The sequence below is a fragment of the Amycolatopsis sp. NPDC049252 genome (genome assembly GCF_043197175.1).
Taxonomy (GTDB): Bacteria; Actinomycetota; Actinomycetes; order Mycobacteriales; family Pseudonocardiaceae; genus Amycolatopsis.
In genome coordinates this window covers 1-22,954 of sequence record NZ_JBICSQ010000047.1, presented here as the reverse complement: position 1 = coordinate 22,954, position 22,954 = coordinate 1, and the positions used below count along the sequence as shown (strand labels likewise).

Genomic DNA, 22,954 nt, shown 5'->3' with positions numbered 1-22,954 from the left:
GTGCTGTTTGGCCACACGAACACCACAAGTCACCCGCAGCACCACTTTCGGTGGGCTCGCGGCCGCGTCCCGCCCGTGTCGCACCGTGGATACGGCCGGGCGCGCTAGCGTGATGATCCGGAACGACGAGCAGGGAGGGTTTTCGGTGCGACTGGTGCGCCTCGAGCGGCAGCAGTCCCGGGTGGCCGACGACGTCAGGGCGGCACTGGCCTCCCTGGGCCGTGGCAGCACCGTCATCGGCGGGATCGCGCTGATCGGCGTGGGGACGGTGACCGATCGCCCGATCGAGGCGGTGGTTCTGCTGCCCCACGGCGTGATCATCGTCATCGGCGTCGACCTGCCGGACCCGGCGCTGCGGCTGGAAGCCCCGCTGGGCGCGGAATGGCGGGCCGACGGCTGGCCCCTGGTGGCCGACGACGACGCGGTCAACCCGGCGACGGAAGCCCTGGACCTGTCCCAGGCCTGCGAAAGCCGCATCGTGGAACTGGTTCCGGGCACGGCCCCGGTGGGCACGATCGTGGCGGTCGGCCCGTACGTGGAGACGGTCGACCAGCCGGCGAGCGACCTGGCGGGCCCGGTCCGCGTCCTCCACCCGACCCCGACGACCATGCTGGCGGCCACGGTCTCCCTGGCGACGGCCCACCGTCCCCGCTCGGTCGACCAGGTGCGGGCGCTGATCCGCGGCCTGGCCCCGGACGCGCCGGAATTCTCGGACGAAGTCCTCCTGGGCGAGGGATTCAGCCGGTTCAGCGACGACACGCCACCGGAGTCCCTTTGGGACACCGGGCCGCGCGTGCCGTCCCAGGTTTCGGGAACACCCACACGTGGCCTGGCTGATTGGCGCACCGCGACGCCGAGTGCAAGTGGCAGAACGCAAACCGCCGGCCCGGCCACAGGTCCGGATTCCCACCCCGGCTCCGGCTCGGCCGAAGCTCTTGGCATCCCAAAGGGCCCGGATTCCGCAAGCCCCGCGGATTCCGCGATGGCGGTGACTTCCGAGACCATTTTGGACACCGCGACCGCGACCGGCACCGCGAATTCCGCTCCGGCGCACCCGGAGGCCGCCGCCGCAGTGGCTCCGGATACGGCTTCCGACAGGAAGAAAGCCACCAAATCCCCTCCGGTGCCAACCCCCGCGGCCGCCCCGGAGACCACGGAACCCGAGCTCCCGGCCGAATCGGCCTCCTCGGCGGCTCCGATCGCCGCAGCAACCCTCGGCAGCACCCAACCCGCCGAACTCGGGCCGCCGCAAACTCCCGCCTCCTCCCCGGAGACCACGGATTCCGCCGAACACAGCGTTCCGGCCGGATCGCCGCCCGCGGCTCCGGACACCACGGCTGCTCCCGTCGGCACAAAACCCGCCGAACCCGCAGCGCCCCGAACCCCGGCCGAGTCAGCCCCGGCGGTGGCTCCGAACACCACTGCGGCTGCCGGAACCACAAAACCCGCCGAACCCACGGCACCACGGACCCCAGCCGAGTCGACCCCGGACACCACAGCAGCCTCCGTCGGCACAAAACCCGCAGAACCCACGCCACCACGAACCCCAGCCGAGCCGACCCCAGACACCACAGCAGCCCCCGTCGGCACAAAACCCGCAGAACCCACGCCACCACGAACCCCAGCCGAATCGGCCCCGGCAGCGGCTGCGGACACCACAGCGGCTACCGCCAACACAAACCCCACCGAACCCGCACCGCCGCAAACCCCAGCCGAGTCAGTCCCGGCGGTGGCTTCGAACACCGCGGCCGTCCTCCGCGCCACGAAACCCGCCGATTCGGGTCCGGCGCGAACTTCAGCCGGCGGAATGGCCGCCGCCGTGAACTCGGTCTCGGACGCTGCGAAATCCACCGGGCCCGAAATCCCCGGCTTCGCGGACTCCGAGCGCACCGAGACCCTCGGCAAACCCGCCGCGGTGCTGCCGCTCTTCCCCGGGGCCGAACAGATCCCGCCCTACCGTCCGACCGTCGAAAACTCCGACCCCGAACGCACCGAAACCCTGCCGCACCCCGGGCCGCCCCGTCCGGCCGCGGCTCCGCTTCCCCCGCAGGAAACGCCAGTCTTCCCGCACTCGCGCTCAGATCCCGCCCCGCGCCCGGTGCCCGCACCCGCCGCTCCCACTTCGCGGACCGTGCGGTGGCTGCCGCTGGGGGCGATCGGGCTGCTGGTCGCCCTGGTCGTCGCGGCGGTGGTGGTCGCCACCAGCGGGGACGACACCCCCCCCGCGCCCGCTACCCAGGTCAGCCAGCCGCCCGCCCCGCAGCCCACCAAGGCCGCGCCCGCCGAAAGCCTGCAGTTCTCGCTGCGCGCCGCCGACGGTGACCAGCGGTGCGCGTCCCACGCCTTCGGGGACGCGCAGGCCAGCCTGCAGCAGACCAGCTGCTCGGGCGTGCGGCGGGCGAGCTACGCCACGACGGTCGACGGCCGGGCGGGCGCGGTGACCATCGGCATCGTCGCCTTCCCCGACGCCGCGCAGGCCGCCGCCTTCAAGGCGATCACCGACACCCCGGGCGGCGGCGGGATCCTCGACCTCGCCGCCGAGACCGGCAAGTGGAGCGGTCCGGCGCCGAAGTTCGAGAACGCCGCCTACACCTCCAAGCTGGAGGGCACGTCCGTCCGGGTGGTGCAGGCGGTGTGGGTGCCGGGACCGTCCACTCCGGACGATCCCGGCCTGGCCAGGGCCGCGAAGGCCGCCCTGGACCTGCCCGCCCGGTGAATCAGAGCCCGTAGGCCTCCAGCAGCCGCAGCCACACCTCGCTGATCGTCGGGAACGACGGCACCGCGTGCCACAGCCGGTCCAGCGGCACCTCCCCGACGATCGCGATCGTCGCCGAGTGCAGCAGCTCCGCGACGTCCTGGCCGACGAACGTCACGCCGAGCAGCACGTTCCGCTCGGTGTCGACCACGATCCGGGCCTTGCCCCGGTAGCCGTCGGCGTGCAGCGACGAGCCCGCCACCGCGATGTCGATGTCGACGACGCGGTCGGCCGAGCCCTCGCGCGCGTCCGACAGGCCGACGGAGGCGACCTCCGGGTCGGTGAACACGACCTGCGGCACGGCGTGGTGGTCGGCGGTGGCGGTGAACGGGCTCCACGGCGACGTGTCGACCTTCTCGCCCTTGGCCAGCGCGGCCACCGTGTCGGCCGCCGCGCGGGCGCCGTACTTGCCCTGGTGGGTCAGCGGAGCGCGGCCGGTGACGTCGCCCGCGGCGAAGAGCCAGCCACCGTCCACTGCGGACACCTGGCCGGTGTCGTCGATGGTGAGCGGGCCGGCGGCGTCGACGCCGATGCTCTCCAGGCCGAGACCGGCGGTGCCGGGACGCCGCCCGGTCGCCACCAGGAACTCGTCGACGACGAGCACCTCGCCGTCCTTCAGGGTCAGCTCGGTGCCGCCGTCGCCCGCGGCGACCTTCTCGACCCCCGACATCGTGTGGACGAGCACACCCGCTTCCCGCAGCCCGTGCAGCACCAGGTCGCCGACGAACTCCGCGTTGCGCGGCAGCGGGCGTTCGCCGGTGATCACCAGATGCACCTGCGCGCCGAGGGTCGCCCAGGCCTGCGCCATCTCGACGCCGACCACGCCGCCGCCGAGGACGCCGAGCCGGGCCGGCACGGCCGACGCCGACGTCGCCTCGCGCGAGCCCCACGGCCGGATCGTGTCGAGCCCCGGGATCTTCGGGGTGTTCGGGACGCTGCCGGTGCACACGATCACCGCGTGCCGTGCGGTCAGGACGCGGTCGCCGTCCACGGTCACTTCCCGCTCGCCGGTGATGACACCGTGCCCGCGGATCGGTTCGATGCCCGCGCCGCGGGCCCACTCGAACTGTCCCGTGTCGTCGCCCTTGCCGGTGAACCAGTCCCGGCGGGCGAACACCTGCGCGGGGTCGAGCGCGTCGCCGACGGGCACCCCCGGGATCCGCTTGGCCGCGGCGAGCAGGTTTCCCGGCCGCAGCAAGGCCTTGCTCGGGACGCACGCCCAGTAGGAGCACTCACCCCCGAATCGTTCGTGCTCGACCAAGGCGGTCTTGAGGCCGCCGCGAACCGCTCGCTCGGCGGCCACTTCGCCCACCGGGCCGCCGCCGATCACCACTACGTCAAACGTCTGTCCGGACATGGCATCAGCGCACACCACCACGCGAGATCGCGCAAGCCAACGGCTATCCTCGTCAGGAAGCTGCAAGTTATCGGCGGCACCGGCGTGTCGCCGAGACCCGGTGCACGCGACTATCACACGTTCGAGCACGGGAGGTTCGTGGTGGCCAGAAACACGGCTGTGCGGGTGCTGGATGACCTGACCGGCGAGGCCGCCGGGGAGACCGTCGGGTTCGCGCTCGACGGCATCGACTACGACATCGACCTCTCCTTCGCCAACGCCGAGGCCCTGCGCGCGCTTCTCCAGCGTTACGCCGACGCCGGCCGCCGCACCGGTGGCCGCAAGCGCCGCCCCCGGATCGTCCCGGGCGCGAAGAAGACCCGCGCCAAGGCCGCCCCGAAGACCGCGAAGCCGGTCGCCGGCCGTCGCACCGCGGCCGCCGCAGCCCCGGCGAAGGCCCGCGCCACCAAGGCGGCGCCGAAGACCGCCGCCGCACCGGCCAAGGCGCGGACCACCAAGGCGGCCGCCAAGGCCGCGGCCCCGGCGAAGACGACCACCCGCGCGAAGACCACCACCGCCGCGAAGGCCGAGCCCGCTCGCGCCCGGAAGGCCGCGGAGCCGAAGAAGACGACCCGCGCGTCGGCCCGCAAGGTGCCCACGGTGACGTTCTCGGCCGCCGAGTAAGTCCACAGTAGACAGACGCGCCGGTCAGGCCGCGCGCTGGGCGCCGTCCGCGTGCCAGGACGGGTACCGGTAGCGGGTGTGCAGCAGCTCCCGCTGCCGGGAGAGTTCGGCCGCGGACGGCGGGCGCGGCACGAGCGTCCCGAGGATCTGCGACGCCGCCGCGCGGACCGCGGCTTCGACGGCCGGGAAGCCAGGCCGTAGGCCGTGTTCGGCCAGGGACGCGACGGGGCTGCGGTGCGAGTCGAGCGGGCGCGGGTCGGGCGGCGCGCTCGTCAGGTAGCGGCCGACGAGCGCGGCGGACGTCTCGACCAGCAGCGTCGAATGCGCCAGCAGCCCGGTCTTGGTGCGGAAGACGGCGAAGCCGCACAGCTTCGCGTCCCCGACGAACAGCCCGCGGTCGCCGATCCGCGGCACCAGCCCGAGCTGGTCGACGGCGGCGCTCATCACCTTGCCGAGCGCTTCGAGCGGCCGGTCGGCCGGGCCCGGAAGGACCAGCGTGACGTTGAGGTTGCCCGGGTCGTGGAACACGGTGCCGCCGCCGCTCGCGCGCCGCAGCACCGGGACGCCGTCACGTTCGCACGCGTCGGCGCGCACCTCACGCGCGATCCGCTGGCCGCGCCCCACCACGACGCAGACCGGGTTGCGCCAGAGCCACACGACCGGTGACTCGGGCGCAACCCGGAGGAGCGCTTCGTCGAACGCGAGGTTCTCGGCCGGGTCGGTGAACGCCGCACGTACATCCGACCCGCTCGTCATAACGCCTTGAGTTCCTCCACGATCTCGCCCACCGACGTCTTGGCGTCGCCGAAGAGCATGCTGGTCTTCGGATCGTAGAACAGGTCGTTGTCGATCCCGGCGAAGCCGGAGCTCATGCCGCGTTTCAAGACGATCACGGACCGGCTCTCGTTGACCTTGAGGATCGGCATCCCGTAGATCGGCGAGCTCGGGTCGGTCTGCGCGGCCGGGTTGGTGACGTCGTTCGCGCCGATCACCAGCGCGACGTCGGTCTGGGCGAACTCGGAGTTGATCTCGTCCATCTCCTTGAGCTGCTCGTACGGCACGTCGGCCTCGGCGAGCAGCACGTTCATGTGCCCGGGCATCCGGCCGGCGACCGGGTGGATCGCGTACTCGACCGTGATGCCCTTCTTCTCCAGCAGCTTCGCCATCTCGCGGACGGTGTGCTGCGCCTGCGCCACGGCCATGCCGTAACCCGGCACCACGACGACCTTGCTGGCGTACGCCATCTGGATCGCCGTGTCGGCCGCGCTCGTCGAGCGCACCGGGCGCTCCTCCTTCGTGCCTCCGCCGGACGAGACCGCCGGGCCGCCGCCGAAGCCGCCCGCGATGATCGCCGGGATGGACCGGTTCATCGCCTTGGCCATCAGGTTGGTCAGGATCGAGCCGGACGCGCCGACGATCATGCCCGCGACGATCAGCGCCGTGTTGTCCAGGGCCAGGCCCATCGCCGCGGCCGACAGCCCGGTGAACGCGTTGAGCAGCGAGATCACCACCGGCATGTCCGCGCCGCCGATCGGCAGCACCACGGTGAGGCCGAGGATGCCCGCCGCGACGAGCAGCCCGACGATCAGCCACCCGGAGTCGCCGCCCGCGACGATGATCACCGCGCACGCGAGCGCGATCAGCAGGAGCAGGGCGTTGACCGGCTGCTGCAGCTTGCCCATGGTGATCGGGCGGCCGCTGATCAGCTCCTGCAGCTTGCCGAAGGCGATGTTCGAGCCCCAGAAGGAGATCGACCCGATGATCGCCGCGAACAAGGAGGCGATGGCGATGTACGCCGGCTCGTGCGCGTAACCGTCGGTGGAGTTGAACTCGACCCACGCGATGAGCGCAACCGCGCCGCCGCCGACACCGTTGAACAGCGCCACCATCTGCGGCATCGCGGTCATCTTGACCTTGCGCGCGGACGGCACGCCGACCAGCGCGCCGATCGCGACGCCGAGGACGATCAGCAGCCAGTTGCCCATGCCCGGGGTGAGCAGGGTGGCGATCACGGCGATGCCCATGCCGACCGCGGCGATCCAGTTGCCGCGGACCGCGGTGCGCGGGCCGGTGAGGCCCATCAGGCCGTAGATGAAGAGGGCGAACGCGACGATGTAGAGGATCGCGACGAAGTCGGTCACTTGTCCTCCTCCTCGCCGGGCGCGGGCTTCTTGGCCTTGAACATCGACAGCATCCGGTCGGTGACGAGGAAGCCGCCGACGACGTTGATCGTGCCGAAGGCGATCGCGATGACCAGCAGGATCTTGTTGAACACGCCGTCGACACCCAGGCCGAGCACGACCAGGCCGCCCAGCAGCACGATGCCGTGGATGGCGTTGGTGCCGGACATCAGCGGCGTGTGCAGCGTGTTGGGCACCTTGGAGATGACGGCGAAGCCGACGAACCCGGCGAGCACCAGCACCGCCAGGTTCTGCACGAGTGGACTCACGACGCGCTCCCTTCGCGCCCGGCCACGCAGGCACCGGCGACGATCTCGTCCTCGAAGTCCAGCTTCAGCTCGCCCTCCTTCGTCACGAGCAGCTCCAGCAGCTCGGTGACGTTGCGGGCGTAGAGCTCACTGGCGTGCGAAGGCATTTCGGCGGGCAGGTTCAGCGGGGACGAAATGGTGACGTCGTGCTCCACGACGTCCTCCCCCGGCTTGGTCAGCTCGCAGTTGCCGCCGCTCTCGCCGGCCAGGTCGACCACGACGGACCCGGCGGGCATGCCCTTGACGGCGTCTGCGGTGACCAGGGTCGGCGCCTTGCGGCCGGGCACCAGCGCCGTGGTGATCACGACGTCGAACCTCGTGATGGCCTCGGTGAGCCGGCGCTGCTGCTCCTCGCGCTCCTCGGGCGTCAGCTCGCGGGCGTACCCGCCTTCGCCGACGGCTTCGATGCCGAGGTCGAGGAACTGCGCACCGAGCGACTTGACCTGCTCGCCGACCTCGGGCCGGACGTCGTAGCCGGTGGTCTGCGCGCCGAGCCGCTTCGCGGTGGCCAGCGCCTGCAGCCCGGCGACGCCGGCGCCGAGCACCAGCACCTTCGCCGGGGGCACGGTGCCGGCCGCGGTGGTGAGCATCGGGAAGAACCGCGGGAGCTTCTGCGCCGCGAGCAGCACCGCGCGGTAGCCGCCGATGCTGGCCTGGGACGACAGCGCGTCCATCGCCTGGGCTCGGGAGATCCGCGGGACCGCCTCCATCGCGAAAGCGCGGAGCCCGGCCTCCTCGAGCTTCGCGAGCCCGTCCGGGTTGCCGCGCGGGTCGAGGAAGCCGATGAGCACGGTGCCCCGGCCCAGCTTCGCGACCTCGTCCGGCGAGGGTGGGTTCACCTTGACGACGACGGGCGCTTTCCACGCGTCGCCGAGTTCGGCGCCGGCCTGGGTGTACGCGTCGTCGCTGAGGTGCGCACCGGCCCCGGCGCCCGGTTCGACGAGGACCCGCAGACCACGTTGCGCGAGCCTCCCGACGAGCTTCGGCACCATGGCCACCCGGCGCTCCCCGGGGCGTGACTCAATCACCACACCCACGGTGAGCTGCTGATGCTGTTCGCTGTCCGCCACACGACCTCCTCATCGGCGAGGAACGATCCGTGGGTTGTACCACGCCGGACCGACAGTCCCCAGCGACCTGAGTCGCAAGTCTCGCCGTATTGCCAGAAGTACGAGCGATGTGCGGAAAACGTTCAGCGAGTCTTCCAGTGTGGAACGCCGAGGAGGATCAAACGCAGCCGTTTTTCCGCCATTCCGGTGATTTTCGGATCTTCACCGGGCCGTGCTTCCAGCAGTTCGACAATCGTCGTGAGCATCACGGAAACGATCAAGTCGGCCAGCATGTGGAGGTCGTCGGTCGGCCACGAGCGCAGCGTCGCGAACCGGGCGAGGTCGATCGCGAGGTCACCGGAGAACATGCGCAGCTCGACGCCGATGGCGCGGGCGAGCGGGCCGCCGCCGTACCGCTCGCGCGTCAGGAACCGGAAGTGGTCCTCGTTGGCGCGCACGAACTGGTGCAGCGTGGCCACCGAGGCGCTGATCATCCCCTGGTAGGTGTCCGGGTCAGTGCGCGCGGACCGGATCATGCCGCGCAGCGTGCGGGTCGTCTCCTCGACGAGCGCGACGCCGAGTTCCTCCATCGACGCGAAGTGGCGGTAGAAGGCCGTCGGCACCAAGCCCGCGCCCTTCGCGACCTCGCGCAGGGAAAGGCTGGCGAACGGGCGGTCGGCCAGCAGGTCCAGCGCCGTGTCCAGCAACGCCTGGCGCGTGCGCTGCTTGCGCTCCTGGCGGCTCACCGGTTCTTCGGACACGCCCTCCAGCGTACGGATGTCCACCGCGTTGCTCACGTCACATCCACCGCCTCTCGCGTTGACAGGTCGTCCACTCATGCCGTGCACTGTTGAGTGTACAGTCGTTCACTGTAATCGAGGAGGTCCGATGACGGCGCTCATGCCCAAGCGGGTCCGCCGGCTCGCCTCGCTCGCCGAGGCGCTGCTCACGCCCCACGGAATGGACCGGTATCTCGAGCTCGTCGACCCCATGCTGGTCCGCCGCGAGGTCCGCGGGCTGGTCACGGCCGTGCGGAAGCAGACGCCCGACAGCGTCACCCTGACCGTGCGGCCGAGCCGCGCGTGGCCCGGCTTCACCGCCGGGCAGTACGTCCGGCTGCAAGTGACGATCGACGGCGTCCGGCGCACGCGCTGCTATTCACCGTGCGGTTCGCAGCACGCCTCCGGCGAACTCGAGTTCACGATCAAGGAGCAGGGCCTGGTCTCCGGGCACCTGAACCACGCGATCGGTGTCGGCTCCGTGGTCGGACTGTCCACACCGGACGGCACGTTCACGCTGCCCGCCACCCGGCCGCGCCGGGTGCTGCTGATCAGCGGCGGCAGCGGGATCACCCCGGTGCTGGCCATGGCGCGCACCCTCGTCGACGAGGGCCACGCCGGCGAGATCGTCTTCCTGCACTACTCGAACGGCCCGTCCGACGTGCTCTACCGCACCGAGCTGGCCGAGCTCGCCGCCCGGCACCCCGGGCTGCGCGTCGTGCACGCGTACACCCACGCGAAGACCGGCGGCGACCTGCGCGGGTTCTTCTCGCCGGAGCACCTCGAGACGGCCGTGCCGTGGTACCGCGACGCGGAAACCTTCGTCTGCGGCCCCAAGCCGCTCATGGACGCCGTCCGTGATCAGCTCGGTGAACGGGTGCACACCGAAGAGTTCACACCGCCCACGTTGACCTTCGACACCGCGAACGCCGAGGGCCAGGTGCGCTTCAAGCGCAGCGGGCGCGAGTGCGCCAACTCCGGGAAGCCGTTGCTGGAGCAGGCGGAGGAGGCCGGGCTTTCCCCGGAGCACGGCTGCCGGATGGGCATCTGCTTCTCCTGCACCCAGCTCAAGACGGCCGGCCGCGTCCGCAACGCCAAGACGGGCGAGGTTTCCGGCGAAGAAGACGAAGAAATCCAGCTCTGCATCTCCGTCCCCGTCGGGGACGTCGAGATCGACGCTTAAGGAGTTCCCACCATGACCGGCCTGCAGGACCGACTCACCCCCGAGCAGGTCGACGAATTCGGCCGCGAGCTCGACGCGCTGCGGCAGCGGATCGTCGACGACCTCGGCCAGGAAGACGTCGACTACATCCACAACGTCATCAAGACCCAGCGCGGCCTCGAGGTCGCCGGGCGGGCGCTGCTGTTCGCCGGGTTCTTCCCGCCCGCGTGGCTCGCCGGTGTCGGCGCGCTGTCGCTGGCGAAGGTCCTCGACAACATGGAGATCGGCCACAACGTCATGCACGGCCAGTACGACTGGACGCGCGACCCGGCGCTGAGCTCGCAGCGCTTCGAGTGGGACAACGTGGCGCCCGCCGAGAACTGGCGGCACTCGCACAACTACATCCACCACACCTACACGAACATCCTCGACAAGGACCGCGACATCGGTTACGGCGTCCTGCGGATGGACCCGGCGCAGAAGTGGCACCCGTACTACCTGGGCAACCCGGCGTACGCGGTGGCGCTGGCGGTGTTCTTCCAGTGGGGCGTGATGCTGCACGACCTGGAGTTCGACCGGATCGTCAAGGGCGAGCGCAAGTGGTCGGACACCACCGAGGTGGTCCGGAAGATGGTCAAGAAGGCGTCCCGGCAGGTCGGCAAGGACTACCTGCTGTTCCCGCTGCTGACCGGCCCGCTCGCGCCGCTGACCTTCGCCGGCAACGCGACCGCGAACCTGGTCCGCAACCTCTGGTCGTTCTCGATCATCTTCTGCGGGCACTTCCCCGCCGACGTGGAGAGCTTCACCGAGGAGGAGACCGAGAACGAGTCGCGCGGCCAGTGGTACCTGCGCCAGATCCTCGGCTCGGCGAACATCACCGGCGGCCCGCTGTTCCACGTGATGAGCGGGAACCTGTCGCACCAGATCGAGCACCACCTGTTCCCGGACATCCCGGCCCGCCGGTACCCGGAGATCGCCGGCGAGGTGCGCGCGCTCTGCGAGAAGTACGGCCTGCCGTACAACACCGGCCCGCTGCACAAGCAGCTGTGGTCGGTGGCGAAGAAGCTGGTGAAGCTCGCGCTGCCGTGGAACGGCGCCCCGCGCGAAGGCGCTACGGTAGAGCGCGACCAGGAACTCCGCGCGGCATAGAAGGACGATGCTCATGGTCGGGCAGTTCGAGAGCGGCAAGGACACGGTCCAGGTGATCACCGAGTCGGCCGCGACCCACATCGGCAACATCGCGACCATCATCACCGGCGCGGTGCGCGACATCGCCCGCGAAACCGGTGACTGGCTCACCGACGTCATCGAGATGCGCGAAGCGGCGCAGAAGGCACGCGAAGACCGCGTCGACCCGGAACTCGACGACTGAGAGCTTCCGCGAGAGCCGCTTTGAGGGCAGTGGCGTCCTCGAAGCGGCTTTCGCGCGCTTCCGGGCGCGAGGATCGTCGGTGTCGGCCGGTAGCGTGGACAACGGGGGGCGCCCCGGCAAGCTCGAGCCGAATTCGCGCTGGGCGGCTCGGCGGCGGCGTCGTGTCGTGCCCGCCCGGGACGGCGGCGCCGGGGTTGCCGCGTCGCGAAAGGTCATCTCATCGGACTGGCCGCGACCGGCGCGCTGCTCGGCGACGTCCACGAGCGACCGCGCCGCGCGTAGCGCAAACGCTTCCGCGAAAGCCGCTTTGAGGGCCACAACGTCCTCGGAGCGGCTTTCGCGCGCTTCCGGGCGCTCGAACCGTCGGTGCCGGCCGGTAGCGTGGAATTCGGGGGCGCCCCCGCCGACCCCGGGGGAAATCCGGATGGGCAGCGCGGCGCCTGCCGGTGAGACTGGAGCCGTGACCAGCCTCTATCTCCCCCGCCCCCACCCGCTCCGCCGGGTGTTTGGGCCGCTGGCCGCGCGGGACTTCTGGGCCGAGTACGCGTGGCTGTGGCTCTCCGGCCCGCTGACGCTGTTCTCGCTGCTCAGCATGCTCGTCGTGCTCGCGCTCGGCCTGTGGCTGACGCCGATCCTCGTCGGGTTCCTCGTGCTCGCCGGCGCCCTGCTCTACGCCCGCGCCCTCGGCGCCGCCCACCGCGGGCTGGCCCGGGTGCTGCTCGGCGTGAGCGTGCCCGCCCCGCGCCGTCCCGAGCTGAAACCCGGCCTATGGAGCTGGGTGAAGGCCCGCGTCGGCGACCCGGCGGGCTGGCGCACGGCCGGCTACCTGCTGCTGCGGCTCCCGCTGACCCTCGCCGGGCTGTTCACGGTGTTCACCGCGACGTCCTTCGGCCTGGCCGCGACGAGTTACGCCTTCCTCTGGTTCCCGCTCGGCACGCAGCGGATGCCGGTCTTCGACATCTACGCCGAGGGCTGGGCGGGCGCGCTCGCTTGGTCGGCATCGGGGCTGCTGGTGCTGGTCGCGCTGCCGTGGGTGGTGCATGCCTTCGTCGCGCTCGACCGGCTGCTCGTGGTCGGGCTGCTCGGCGAGCGCGTGCTGTCCGAACGCGTCCGCGACCTGGAGGCCAGCCGGGCGACGGCGGTCGAGGACTCGGCACTGCGGCTGCGCCGGATCGAGCGTGACCTGCACGACGGCGCCCAGGCCCAGCTCGTGGCGCTGGCGATGAAACTCGGGCTGGCCAAGGACGAGCTGGACGCCGGCGACCTCGACGTCGCCCAGGTCCGGCAGCTGGTCACCGCGGCGCACACCAACGCGAAGCAGGCCCTGACCGAGCTGCGCGACCTCGCCCGCGGTATCCACCCGGCGGCCCTGGACGCGGGCCTCGACGTGGCCCTGTCGACGCTGGTCGCGACGTCCGGCATGGACGCGCGGGTCACCGTGGACCTGCCCCGCCGTCCACCGCCGTCGCTGGAGACGATCGTCTACTTCAGCGCCGCCGAGCTGCTGACGAACGCCGCGAAGCACGGCGGGGCGACGCTGGCGGAGATCCGCGAGGACCGTGACGTGCTGTGGCTGCTCGTGCGCGACAGCGGCGAGGGTGGCGCCCGGATCGTGCCCGGCGGCGGGCTGGCCGGGGTGGCCGAACGGCTGCGGACGGTCGACGGCGAGCTGGCCGTGAGCAGCCCGCCGGGCGGTCCGACCGAAGTGACCGCGCGGGTGCCGCTGCCCCGCTAGGGTCGGCGGCATGCGGATCGTCATCGCGGAGGACTCCACCATCCTGCGCCAGGGCCTCGTGGAGCTGCTGACCTTCCGAGGCCACGAGGTGGTCGCCGCGGTGAAGGACGCCGACGCCCTGCGCGCCGCGGTGACCGGGCACGACCCGGATGTGTCCATTGTGGACATCCGAATGCCGCCGTCGCACACCGACGAAGGACTGCGGGCGGCGATCGCGCTGCGCGCCGAGCTGCCCGGCTGCGCGATCCTGCTGTTCTCCCAGTACGTTGAGACGAAGTACGCGTCGCAATTGCTGGCCGACCGCGCGGGCGGTGTCGGCTACCTGCTGAAGGACCGCGTCGCCGAGGTGTCGGACTTCCTGGACGCGCTGCGCCGGGTCGCGGACGGCGAGACGGTGCTCGACCCCGAAGTCGTCAGCCAGCTGTTCTCGGCGACCCGCCGGACCGACGCGCTCAGCGGGCTCACCCCACGCGAGCGCGAGGTGCTGGGCCTGATGGCCGAAGGCCGGTCGAACTCCGCCGTCGCGGCGAAGCTGTTCCTCTCGGCCGGGTCGGTGGAGAAGTACGTGACGTCGATCTTCGGCAAGCTGGGGCTGCCACCGTCCGAAGGGGACAACCGCCGGGTGCTGGCCGTGTTGCGCTACCTGGATTCCTGAGCGAGCATCCCGTCGGCGAAGGCCCGTAGCCCGCGCGCGAAGGTGTCGCGGAACCGGTGGCCGCTCCCTAGGCTGGAGTCCATGTACTCCACCGAGATCGAGGTCCGCACCGGCTCCGAAGCCGTCGTCCACGACCTCACCCACGAGGCCGAGGCCTTCCTGCGCGACGCGGACGCACACGACGGGCTGCTGCACGTCTGGGTCCCGCACGCCACCGCGGGCCTGGCGATCCTCGAGACGGGCGCGGGCAGCGACGAAGACCTGCTGACCGCGCTCGACGAGCTCCTCCCCCGCGACGGCCGGTGGCGGCACCGGCACGGGAGCCCGGGACACGGCCGTGACCACGTGCTTCCCGCGCTGGTACCGCCCTACGCGACCGTTCCGGTGCTCGGCGGCGTGCTCGCGCTGGGCACCTGGCAGTCCATCTGCCTAGTGGACACCAACCTCGACAACCCGGTCCGGAAGGTGCGGTTCAGCTTCCTCGCGGGCTGACCGGTCGGGCCACAGCACGACCAGCAGCCCGGCGGCCAGCAGGGTGCCGAGCACCCAGACGCCGATCGTGACGTCGGGCGCGCCCGGCACACCCTGCAGCAGGCTGCGCAGGCCTTCAGCCGAGAAGCGGAACGGCGTCCACGACCACAGCAGCGTGCGGTACGCCGGGTTCAGCAGCTCCGGCGCCTGCCCGGCGACGGCGGGCGCGACCAGGTAGAGCGGGCCGAGCACGGCCATCGCGCGCAGGCCGAGCAGGCGCAGCAGGCCGGCCTGCACGGCCGCGAAGGCCGTCGCGGCGAGGAACACGAAGCCGAGGACGTCCACGGTCAGCGGCAACGCGGCGTCCCACAGCGCGAAGAACCCGGCGACCACGGCCGTGACCAGCACGCCGGCCCCGACGACCTGCAGGAACCGGGCGCCCGCGCCGAGGGTGCGCCCGGTGCGCTTCGCCAGCTGCGTCAGCGCCAGGCCGGCGACGAGCGCGCCGATCCAGGCCAGGGCGCTCGCGGCCAGCGGCGCGGTCCGCCCGGCGAGGCTCACCGGGTGCAGCACCTCCTGCTTCGGCACACCCGCGAGCGCGCTCGCGGCGCCGGTCAGCGCCTGCTGCGCGACCTGGGTGCCCGCCGGGTTGACCGCGCCCGAGGTGACGACCGTCGCGGACGGCCCGGGCCCGAGTTCGAGCACGCCGTAGACCTTCTTGTCCTCCAGCAGACTGCGCGCCTCGGACGAGGCCGCGGCGGTCCAGTCGAGCTGGCCGCCGCCGTGCGCGGCGAGCTGACCCGCGACCCCCGGCGGCGCGACGACCGCCACGGGGACGTGGTCCGGCGCGACGGTGGCCTGCGCGCCGAAGGTGAGGAACCCGAGCACCACCGCCACCAGCGCGCCGGCCACGGCGGCGACCAGGGCGAGCGCCCCGGCGGGGCGCCGGACAGGACTAGTCATGACAGCTCCCGTTATTCGTCATGCGTTGAATTGTCTTCAAGGTAGAAGCCGCCGCCGAAGAAGTCAACACGTGTTGAATAGTGCCGCCGGTAACCTCGACCCCGTGACGAAGACGCGGCTGGTGCTCTGGGACATCGACCACACGCTGGTGGACTTCACCGGCCTCGGCGCGGCTTGGTACACCGCGGCCCTGGCCGCGACGACCGGCGCCGAACTGAAGACCTACCCGGACTTCGGGGGCCGCACCGAGCGGGCGATCAGCAGCGACCTGCTCACCGCGCACGGCATCGAGCCGACCGAGGAACTGCTCCAGGCGCTCTGGAAGGCGCTGATCGCGGAGTCCGAGCGCGCCGTCGCCCACCTGCCGACCAGCGGCCGGGCCCTGCCGGGCGCCGCCGCGGCGTTGACGGCGTTCGCCGGGCACGACGAAGTCGTCCAGTCGCTGGTCACCGGCAACCTGCCGGAGATCTCGCGGCACAAGCTCGCCGCGTTCGGCCTGGACGAGCACCTCGACCTGGCGATCGGTGGTTACGGCACGCTCTCCGCGCACCGCCCGGACCTGGTCCCGCACGCCGTGGCGCGGGCGGCGGCCAAGCACGGCGCGCCGTTCGCCGCCGACGCCGTGGTCGTCATCGGCGACACCCCGAGCGACGTCGAAGCCGCGCTGGCCCACGGCGCGATCGCGGTCGCCGTCGCGACCGGGCACTACCCCGCGGCGGAGCTCCAGGCCGCGGGCGCACACACCGTGCTGCCGGACCTGGCCGACACCGACGCCGTCCGGAGGGCCGTTCTCGGCTGACGACCCCGAAAGTCATCGTCCTTCCGACCGGGATGACCCTCAGTCCGAAGGAGGACTCCCCTAAGGGAAATCTCGCTCTGCCGTCGGATGTCCGGAACGCCCGCGCCCGCAAGACTTCTGGGCATGACTGAAACAGCGTCGGCGGGCCCGCTCGCCGGAGGGGGACGCATCCGCGGCACGGTCGCGGTTCTGCGGCAGCGACTGCCGTTCACCAGCAGTGTCGTGCTCGCCATGCTCCTGCTGGCCGTCGCGACCGGGGCGCTCTGGAGCGCCGCCGAAGACCGCGCGGCCTACCCGTTCATCGCCTACGGACTACCCTCGCTGGAGGCGGGCCGGTGGTGGACGATGCTCACCGGGCCCTTCTTCGCCGTCATCCCCTGGTACTACCTCCCGATGGTCGGCAGCTTCGCGCTCTTCGCCGGCTTCGCCGAGTGGCAGCTGGGGACCCGGCGCGCGATGGCCGTGACGATCGGCGGCCAGTTCGTCTCGGTGCTCGTCGCGACCCAGTTCCTCGCGCTGAGCCGCAACTCCGGCTGGCTGTGGGCCGAGCGGATGGCGGGCAGCCTCGACGTCGGGTTCTCCGGCGGTGCGCTCGCCGCCGTCGCGGTCGCCAGCGCGACGCTGCGGCCGCCGTGGCGCCTGCGGCTGCGGGCCGGGCTCTGCGTGTACGCCGGTGTCGCGATCATCTACGTCGGCACGCTCGCCGACCTCGTCCACTTCTTCGCGCTGGTGCTGGCCATCCCGCTCGGGAAGCGGCTCGTCGGCCCGCGCGGCGTGACCGGCACCGCGGGGCCGAACGTGCGGGAATGGCGGCTGCTGATCGTCGCCGGCCTGCTGCTGCTCACCGTCGCCGAGGTCGTGATGTTCCTGGTTCCCGGCGACGGCCCGTTCGGGTCCGCGGACGGCGTTTCGCTGACGGCGCCGGAGCTGGCGATCCTCGTCCTGCTGGTGGTGCCGATGCTCAACGGGCTGCGCAAGGGCGGCCGCGTCGCGTGGCGCTGGGCCGTCGCGCTCTCGCTGTTCGTGACGCTGCAAGGGCTCGCGGCCGCCACCGTGATCGGGCTGGCCGACGTCTTCGGCGGCGACTACGACACCGCGGGCCTGCCGCTGTTCTTCGTGGACAATCTCTTGTGGACGGTCGAGCTGATCGTCCTGATCGCCGGGCGCCACGCTTTCCGGGTGCCGTCGCGGCGCCGGCTGCGGCGCCACGCGCAAGGTCCGGGCGTGGCGCTGGCCCGTACGCTGCTCGGGCGGCACGGCGGCAGCACGCTGTCGTGGATGACGACGTGGCCACGCAACACGTACTTCGTCCGCGAGGACGGCCGGTCCTACCTCGCCTACCGCCGCCACGCGGGCGTCGCCGTCGCCCTCGGCGACCCGATCGCCCCGGACGGCACCGCGGCGGCGACGGTCACCGAGTTCGCCGCCATGTGCGAGAACTCCGGCCTGGTGCCGTGCGTGTTCTCGGCGACGGAAGCGACCGTCGCGGCGACGCGTGAGCTGGGCTGGCAGCACGTCCAGGTGGCCGAGGACAACGTGCTCGACCTCGCGGACCTCGAGTTCCGCGGCAAGGCGTGGCAGGACGTCCGGTCGGCGCTGAACAAGGCCGCCAAGCAGCACATCGACTTCCGGCTGGTCCGCTTGGCCGACCAGCCGGAACCCATCCTCGCCCAGGTCCGGGCGTTGTCGGAGGAGTGGATGTCGGGCAAGGGCATGCCGGAGATGGGCTTCACCCTCGGCGGGCTCGACGAGGCGATGGACCCGGCGACCCGCGTCGGCCTCGCGGTGGACGCGGAGGGCGTCGTCCACGGCGTCACGTCCTGGCTCCCGGTCTACACCGGCGCGGGCCAGGTCGGCGGCTGGACGCTGGACGTCATGCGCCGCAGCGCCCACGGCTTCCGCCCGGTGATGGAGTTCCTCATCGCGTCGGCCTGCCTGGCCTTCCGCGAAGAGGGCGCGCGGTTCGTGTCGCTGTCGGGCGCGCCGCTGGCCCGCAGCGCCGCCGGGGCACCCACGCGCACGATCGACCGGACGCTGGAGTCCCTGGGCCGCGTGATGGAGCCGTACTACGGGTTCCGTTCGCTGCACGCGTTCAAGGCGAAGTTCCAGCCGCGGCACGTCCCGCTGTACCTGGCGTTCCGCGACGAGGCCGACCTGCCGCGGATCGGGCTGGCGCTGAGCCGCGCGTACCTGCCGGACGTCCGGCTGCGCGAACTGGCGAAGCTGGTCAGTAGCTCTCGGGGACGCTGATCCGCTGCGGGAACCGGATCTTGCGACGACCGACGACGTTCTGGTCCTTCTCGATCAGGGCGCCGTCGGTCAGCCGGAGCCAGTGCCCGTTGCGGGAGTCGCTGAACGCGATCATGACGCCTGGTGTCAGGTCCGTGTCGAGGCGCGCCTCGGGCACCGCCATGCGCCACTTCCCCGGCGGGAGCACGGCGAAGAGGTACTCGTCGTCTTCGATCTCCGGCCCCCGGTGCAGGGTGGAGCCGGTCATCGGCAGGCTCCGCACGAGGTCGAACGACACGACGACGTGGTTGACCGCCTCGGCATTGGCGTTGGACACGACCATGTGGGTGCGGCGCCCGTCCCGCTCGATCCACGCGGTGACCTTCGACGCCTGCTCCTGCCGCTCGCGCCGGTCCCGCTGCCGCCGGTCGGCCCGCGCCACCCGGCCGTCCCGGATGGCGATCCACAGCGCGACGGCCACGGCCGCGACGGTCCCGACGGCTCCCGCCCACTGCCCGGCCGCGCCCCACCACTCCGGGCTGCGCGCCCGCGTCGTCCAGCCCCAGGCCTTGGCCAGCAGCGGTCCGAACAGGAGCAGGAACCCGGCGGCGCCCAGGACGCCGAACGCGCCGGCGCGGAGCCGGGCGAGCCGCTTGTCCATGGGCCCACCCTGCCGGACCCCGGCGCTCAGCGGTAGGTGGTCGGCGGCGGGGTCGTCGTGCTGCGGCCGGTCGCCGGGACGAACCGGTAGCTCTTCAGGATCCCCAGCAGGTCCTCGCGGATCGTCGGCCCCGCGCGGTCGCTGTCGGCGTAGGCGACGACCACCCCCGACGCGCCGCCGGTGCCGAACGCCAGCGCGGCGACCACGGCGTGCTTCGCCGCGCACTGGCCGGTTTCGGTCGGGATCACCTCGGCGACCACGATCCGCGCCGGGGCCTTCGTGCCGTCGGCTTTCGTGATCTGCGCGTCCGTGCCGGCGTCCGGGGTCACCGCGGCCGGCGGCCCGTTGTCCGGGCTGAACGCGCTGACGCCGAGGTCGGTCACGGCCTTGCGCGCGGCCTCGCCGTTGTCCGCCACCGGCTCGGTGGTGACCCCTGCGCCGCCGAGGCTGGCGTGCTCGCAGAAGTCCTTACCCAGGAACGCGCTCGTGATCAGCCTGATGCCGGGCACCGCGGCGGTCTTCTCCCAGCCGTGGAGCGTGCCCGGCTCGGGCTTCCAGGCCGGCGGGACGTCGTAGGCGTACGAGCCGTCCTTGGCCGCGACGGACTGCCAGCCGCTCACCGCGGCCGGGACGACCACCCGCGGCGCCGGCGTCTCGACCACCGGCGTCCGCGGCACGGGTGTCGAGGCCGGCCGGTGCGACTTGCCGACGCCAAGCGCGTTCAGCACGCCCGCGATCAGCGCGATGAGCACCAGGCCGACCCACGGCGCCCGCGAGGAGCGTCGCCACTTCGGCGGCTTCGGGGCGGGGCGGATCCGCTTCGGCTCGGCCCGCGGCGCGTCGAAACCTCCGCTGGACGGGAAGCGCGGCGCGTCCGCGGGCTCGTAACCACCGAACCCGCGAAGCGCCGCGTTGTCCTCGTACCCCGGCGTCGTGTCGTCGCGCCGGCGGAACCGGCTCATCAGGACCGGACGAGCTTGACCAAGTGCTCGACGACGGCGTCGACCGCGATCTCCTCGCGCTCGCCGCTGCGCCGGTCCTTGACCTCGACGACGCCGTTGGCCAGGCCGCGCCCGACCACCAGGATGGTCGGCACGCCGACCAGCTCGGCGTCGGCGAACTTGACACCCGGCGTCGCCTTGCGGTCGTCGAGGATGATCTCGAGCCCGGCGGTGTCCAGCTCGGCGGCGAGCTTCTCGGCGCCGGCGCGCACCGCGTCGTCCTTGCCCGCGATGACGATGTGCACGTCGAAGGGCGAGACCTCGCGCGGCCAGATGATGCCGAGCTCGTCGTGGTTCTGCTCGGCGAGCACGCCGACCAGCCGCGAGACGCCCACGCCGTAGGAGCCCATCGTGATCCGGATCGGCTTGGAGTCGGGGCCGAGCGCGTCCAGCTCGAACGCGTCGGCGTACTTGCGGCCGAGCTGGAAGATGTGCCCGATCTCGATGCCGCGCGCGGCGACCAGGGTGCCGTGGCCGTCCGGCGAAGCGTCGCCCTCGCGGACCTCGGCGGCCTCGATGGTGCCGTCGGGCGTGAAGTCGCGGCCGGCGAGCAGGTCGACGACGTGGTGGTCGGGCTTGTCCGCCCCGGTGACCCAGGCGGTGCCGGGCACGATCCGGGGGTCGGCGAGGTAGCGCACGCCGTTGTCCTGCAGGGCCTTCGGGCCGATGTAGCCCTTGACCAGGAACGGGTTCTTGGCGAAGTCGGCCTCGTCGAGCAGCGCGACCTCGGCGGGCTCGAGTGACGCTTCGAGGCGCTTCATGTCCACTTCGCGGTCACCGGGGAGCGCGACGCAGACGAGGTCCCACTCCTTCGCACCCGGCTGACGCGCCTTGAGCATGACGTTCTTCAGCGTGTCCGCGGCGGTGAACTCGCGGCCGAGCCCGGCCGCGTTGAGGAAGTTCACCAGCGACTCGATGGTCGGCGTGTTCGGCGTGTGGTGCACCTGCGCCTCGGGACGGCCCTCGATCGGCTGCGCGGGCGGCGCGGGCGTCACGACGGCTTCGACGTTCGCCGCGTAACCCGACTCGGTGCTGCGGACGTAGGTGTCCTCGCCCGTCTCGGCGACCGCGAGGAACTCCTCCGACGCCGAGCCGCCCATGGCCCCCGACGTCGCCTTGACCACGACGTATTCGAGGCCGAGGCGGTCGAACAGCTTCGTGTAGGCGGCGCGGTGGGCCTGGTACGAGCGCTCCAGGCCCTCGTCGTCGAGGTCGAACGAGTACGAGTCCTTCATGACGAACTCGCGGCCGCGCAGGATGCCGGCGCGGGGGCGCGCTTCGTCGCGGTACTTCGTCTGGATCTGGTAGAGCGTGACGGGGTAGTCGCGGTAGGAATTGAACTCGCCCTTGACCGTCAGCGTGAACAGCTCTTCGTGCGTCGGACCGAGCAGGTAGTCGGCACCCTTGCGGTCCTTCAGGCGGAACAGGCTGTCGCCGTACTCGGTCCAGCGGCCGGTCGCCTCGTAGGGCTCCTTCGGCAGCAGCGCGGGGAACTGGATCTCCTGCGCGCCGATGGCGTTCATCTCGTCGCGCACCACGGCCTCGATGCGGCGCAGCACGCGCAGGCCGAGCGGCAGCCACGAGTACCCGCCCGGGGCGACCCGGCGGACGTAGCCGGCGCGTACCAGGAGCCGGTGGCTCGGTACCTCGGCGTCCGCCGGATCCTCGCGCAACGTGCGAAGGAACAACGACGAAGTCCTGGTGATCACTGCGGGGCTCCCTGCGCCAAGCGGGTGTGAAAGTCCCGCTCAGGGTAGTCACTCCCCCCGTCATGACTCCAACGGGTTACTCGACGGGCCGTTTTTGTCGGTGGTGATCGCTAGCGTCCGGGTCATGAAACTTCGCATGGCCATGATCACGATCGACTGCGCGGATCCGCGCGGGCTCGCGGAGTTCTGGACGGCGGCGCTCGGCACGACCGTCGCCCAGGACTTCGGGGGCGAGTTCCTGTTCCTCGCCCCACCGGAGGGCGGGCTGTCGCTGGGGCTCCAGCGGGTGCCCGAGCCACGCGCAGGCAAGAACAGGGTCCACATCGACCTCGGTGCCGAAGACCGGGAACAGGAGGTGAAACGACTGGTGGCGCTGGGCGCGACCGAGCAGGCGCGGCACGAGGTGCCGGGCTTCGCGTGGACGGTGCTCTCGGATCCGGAGGGCAACGAGTTCTGCGTGTCCGGCTCGCACGGCGGGTAGTTCCCGGCCGCCGGTCCGGCCCCGCGCCGCCGCGGCGGCGCGGGTAGAACTGGCGGCATGAGCGCTCGCGTACTGCTGCCGTGGACCGACATCGAAGTGCCGGAGGGGATCGAGGCCGCGTATTACGACGGTCTTGGCGCGCCTCCGCCGGCGCTCGGCGATGTCGAGTTCTACGTGCTGCCGTACGATCGCGGGCCGGAGCCACCTCGGCTGATCGAGGAGCTGCCCTCGTTGCGCGTGGTGCAGTCCCTGTCGGCCGGGGTGGAGACCCTGGTCCCGCTGCTGCCCGCCGGCGTCCGCCTGGCCAACGGACGCGGCCTGCACGACCTGAGCGTCGCCGAGCACGCACTGGCGCTGATTCACGCGAGCCAGCGGGACCTGCCCCGCTGGCTCGCCCAGCAGGAGCGCCGGGAGTGGGTTCGCGAGCACACGCGGTCGCTCGCGGACAGCCGGGTGCTCCTGGTCGGGTACGGCTCGATCGGGCGGGCCATCGAGCGGCAGCTGCTGGCGGCCGAAGCGCTGGTCACCAGGGTGGCGAGGCCGGGCCCCCCCGCCGCCGGGGGGGACCGCGGCGGCGCCCGGCCCCCCCGGCGGGCCCCAGCCCCCCACGGGGTGCACCGCCGCC

The 22,954-nt window shown here is 72.0% G+C and carries 22 protein-coding genes; 12 read left to right on the top strand and 10 right to left on the bottom strand.

What is annotated here, in order from left to right; translation table 11 throughout:
- Positions 1 to 145 precede the first annotated feature (145 nt).
- A complete protein-coding gene (locus ACGFMK_RS33320) occupies positions 146 to 2,716 on the top strand; it encodes a hypothetical protein (RefSeq protein WP_392771830.1) in 2,571 nt (856 codons plus the stop codon).
- Between the two features lies 1 nt (position 2,717).
- Here the strand turns inward: ACGFMK_RS33320 and ACGFMK_RS33315 are convergent, their stop codons facing one another.
- A complete protein-coding gene (locus ACGFMK_RS33315) occupies positions 2,718 to 4,112 on the bottom strand; it encodes a dihydrolipoyl dehydrogenase family protein (RefSeq protein ID WP_392771752.1) in 1,395 nt (464 codons plus the stop codon).
- Between the two features lie 84 nt (positions 4,113 to 4,196).
- Here ACGFMK_RS33315 and ACGFMK_RS33310 point away from each other — a divergent pair, with 84 nt between their 5' ends.
- Positions 4,197 to 4,775: a histone-like nucleoid-structuring protein Lsr2 gene (locus ACGFMK_RS33310; protein WP_392771749.1), complete on the top strand. Its 579-nt coding sequence runs from the start codon at positions 4,197 to 4,199 to the stop codon at positions 4,773 to 4,775.
- A gap of 24 nt (positions 4,776 to 4,799) precedes the next feature.
- On the opposite strand, the gene ACGFMK_RS33305 is transcribed toward ACGFMK_RS33310, so the two are convergent.
- From ACGFMK_RS33305 to ACGFMK_RS33285, 5 genes are all read right to left on the bottom strand, one after another.
- Positions 4,800 to 5,531: a lipoate--protein ligase family protein gene (locus ACGFMK_RS33305; RefSeq protein ID WP_392771748.1), complete on the bottom strand. Its 732-nt coding sequence runs from the start codon at positions 5,529 to 5,531 to the stop codon at positions 4,800 to 4,802.
- Positions 5,528 to 6,916 (bottom strand): NAD(P)(+) transhydrogenase (Re/Si-specific) subunit beta, encoded by a 1,389-nt coding sequence (locus tag ACGFMK_RS33300; protein ID WP_392771745.1) that lies wholly within the window; start codon positions 6,914 to 6,916, stop codon positions 5,528 to 5,530. Before ACGFMK_RS33300 ends, ACGFMK_RS33305 begins: the two co-directional genes overlap by 4 nt.
- Complete coding sequence (locus ACGFMK_RS33295; protein WP_392771743.1) at positions 6,913 to 7,224, bottom strand: NAD(P) transhydrogenase subunit alpha; 312 nt, start codon at positions 7,222 to 7,224, stop codon at positions 6,913 to 6,915. Before ACGFMK_RS33295 ends, ACGFMK_RS33300 begins: the two co-directional genes overlap by 4 nt.
- On the bottom strand, positions 7,221 to 8,333 hold the full coding sequence (locus ACGFMK_RS33290) for a Re/Si-specific NAD(P)(+) transhydrogenase subunit alpha (RefSeq protein ID WP_392771740.1): 1,113 nt from the start codon (positions 8,331 to 8,333) through the stop codon (positions 7,221 to 7,223). Before ACGFMK_RS33290 ends, ACGFMK_RS33295 begins: the two co-directional genes overlap by 4 nt.
- Positions 8,334 to 8,455: 122 nt before the next feature.
- A complete protein-coding gene (locus ACGFMK_RS33285) occupies positions 8,456 to 9,109 on the bottom strand; it encodes a TetR family transcriptional regulator (RefSeq protein ID WP_392771738.1) in 654 nt (217 codons plus the stop codon).
- 91 nt (positions 9,110 to 9,200) lie between these two features.
- Here ACGFMK_RS33285 and ACGFMK_RS33280 point away from each other — a divergent pair, with 91 nt between their 5' ends.
- The 6 genes from ACGFMK_RS33280 to ACGFMK_RS33255 all read left to right on the top strand — a co-directional run bounded on the left by ACGFMK_RS33280 (position 9,201) and on the right by ACGFMK_RS33255 (position 14,507).
- Positions 9,201 to 10,274 (top strand): ferredoxin reductase, encoded by a 1,074-nt coding sequence (locus ACGFMK_RS33280; protein ID WP_392771735.1) that lies wholly within the window; start codon positions 9,201 to 9,203, stop codon positions 10,272 to 10,274.
- A 12-nt stretch (positions 10,275 to 10,286) separates the two neighbouring features.
- On the top strand, positions 10,287 to 11,402 hold the full coding sequence (locus ACGFMK_RS33275; RefSeq protein ID WP_392771733.1) for a fatty acid desaturase family protein: 1,116 nt from the start codon (positions 10,287 to 10,289) through the stop codon (positions 11,400 to 11,402).
- 13 nt (positions 11,403 to 11,415) lie between these two features.
- Positions 11,416 to 11,625, top strand: a complete 210-nt coding sequence (locus tag ACGFMK_RS33270) for a hypothetical protein (protein ID WP_323335623.1) — start codon at positions 11,416 to 11,418, stop codon at positions 11,623 to 11,625.
- A 424-nt stretch (positions 11,626 to 12,049) separates the two neighbouring features.
- A complete protein-coding gene (locus tag ACGFMK_RS33265; protein ID WP_392771730.1) occupies positions 12,050 to 13,360 on the top strand; it encodes a sensor histidine kinase in 1,311 nt (436 codons plus the stop codon).
- Positions 13,361 to 13,370: 10 nt separating this feature from the next.
- Complete coding sequence (locus ACGFMK_RS33260) at positions 13,371 to 14,015, top strand: response regulator (protein ID WP_392771727.1); 645 nt, start codon at positions 13,371 to 13,373, stop codon at positions 14,013 to 14,015.
- A gap of 81 nt (positions 14,016 to 14,096) precedes the next feature.
- Positions 14,097 to 14,507, top strand: coding sequence for a secondary thiamine-phosphate synthase enzyme YjbQ (locus ACGFMK_RS33255; RefSeq protein ID WP_392771724.1), 411 nt, complete (start codon positions 14,097 to 14,099; stop codon positions 14,505 to 14,507).
- On the opposite strand, the gene ACGFMK_RS33250 is transcribed toward ACGFMK_RS33255, so the two are convergent.
- Complete coding sequence (locus tag ACGFMK_RS33250; protein ID WP_392771722.1) at positions 14,445 to 15,449, bottom strand: ABC transporter permease; 1,005 nt, start codon at positions 15,447 to 15,449, stop codon at positions 14,445 to 14,447. The two genes, ACGFMK_RS33255 and ACGFMK_RS33250, sit on opposite strands and share 63 nt — an antisense overlap.
- A gap of 103 nt (positions 15,450 to 15,552) precedes the next feature.
- On the opposite strand from ACGFMK_RS33250, the gene ACGFMK_RS33245 reads away from it, so the two are divergent.
- Entirely contained in the window at positions 15,553 to 16,248 is a 696-nt protein-coding gene (locus ACGFMK_RS33245) for a haloacid dehalogenase-like hydrolase (protein ID WP_392771719.1), read from the top strand.
- Positions 16,249 to 16,371: 123 nt separating this feature from the next.
- Positions 16,372 to 18,498, top strand: coding sequence for a bifunctional lysylphosphatidylglycerol flippase/synthetase MprF (locus tag ACGFMK_RS33240; protein WP_392771716.1), 2,127 nt, complete (start codon positions 16,372 to 16,374; stop codon positions 18,496 to 18,498).
- Here ACGFMK_RS33240 and ACGFMK_RS33235 read toward each other — a convergent pair.
- The 3 genes from ACGFMK_RS33235 to ACGFMK_RS33225 are packed head-to-tail and all read right to left on the bottom strand — an operon-like array spanning position 18,476 to position 21,848.
- On the bottom strand, positions 18,476 to 19,138 hold the full coding sequence (locus ACGFMK_RS33235) for a hypothetical protein (RefSeq protein WP_392771714.1): 663 nt from the start codon (positions 19,136 to 19,138) through the stop codon (positions 18,476 to 18,478). The two genes, ACGFMK_RS33240 and ACGFMK_RS33235, sit on opposite strands and share 23 nt — an antisense overlap.
- 26 nt (positions 19,139 to 19,164) lie before the next feature.
- The gene (locus ACGFMK_RS33230) at positions 19,165 to 20,100 is read right to left on the bottom strand and encodes a hypothetical protein (RefSeq protein WP_392771712.1); all 936 of its coding nucleotides are present in this window, start codon (positions 20,098 to 20,100) and stop codon (positions 19,165 to 19,167) included.
- The gene (locus tag ACGFMK_RS33225; protein WP_392771710.1) at positions 20,100 to 21,848 is read right to left on the bottom strand and encodes a proline--tRNA ligase; all 1,749 of its coding nucleotides are present in this window, start codon (positions 21,846 to 21,848) and stop codon (positions 20,100 to 20,102) included. The genes ACGFMK_RS33230 and ACGFMK_RS33225 overlap by 1 nt, the downstream gene beginning before the upstream one ends.
- A 124-nt stretch (positions 21,849 to 21,972) precedes the next feature.
- Between ACGFMK_RS33225 and ACGFMK_RS33220 the strand changes: the two genes are divergently transcribed.
- The gene (locus ACGFMK_RS33220; RefSeq protein ID WP_392771707.1) at positions 21,973 to 22,329 is read left to right on the top strand and encodes a VOC family protein; all 357 of its coding nucleotides are present in this window, start codon (positions 21,973 to 21,975) and stop codon (positions 22,327 to 22,329) included.
- Positions 22,330 to 22,386: 57 nt separating this feature from the next.
- Positions 22,387 to 22,954 (top strand): NAD(P)-dependent oxidoreductase (locus ACGFMK_RS33215; RefSeq protein ID WP_392771705.1); only part of this gene is annotated, 568 nt, incomplete at its 3' end.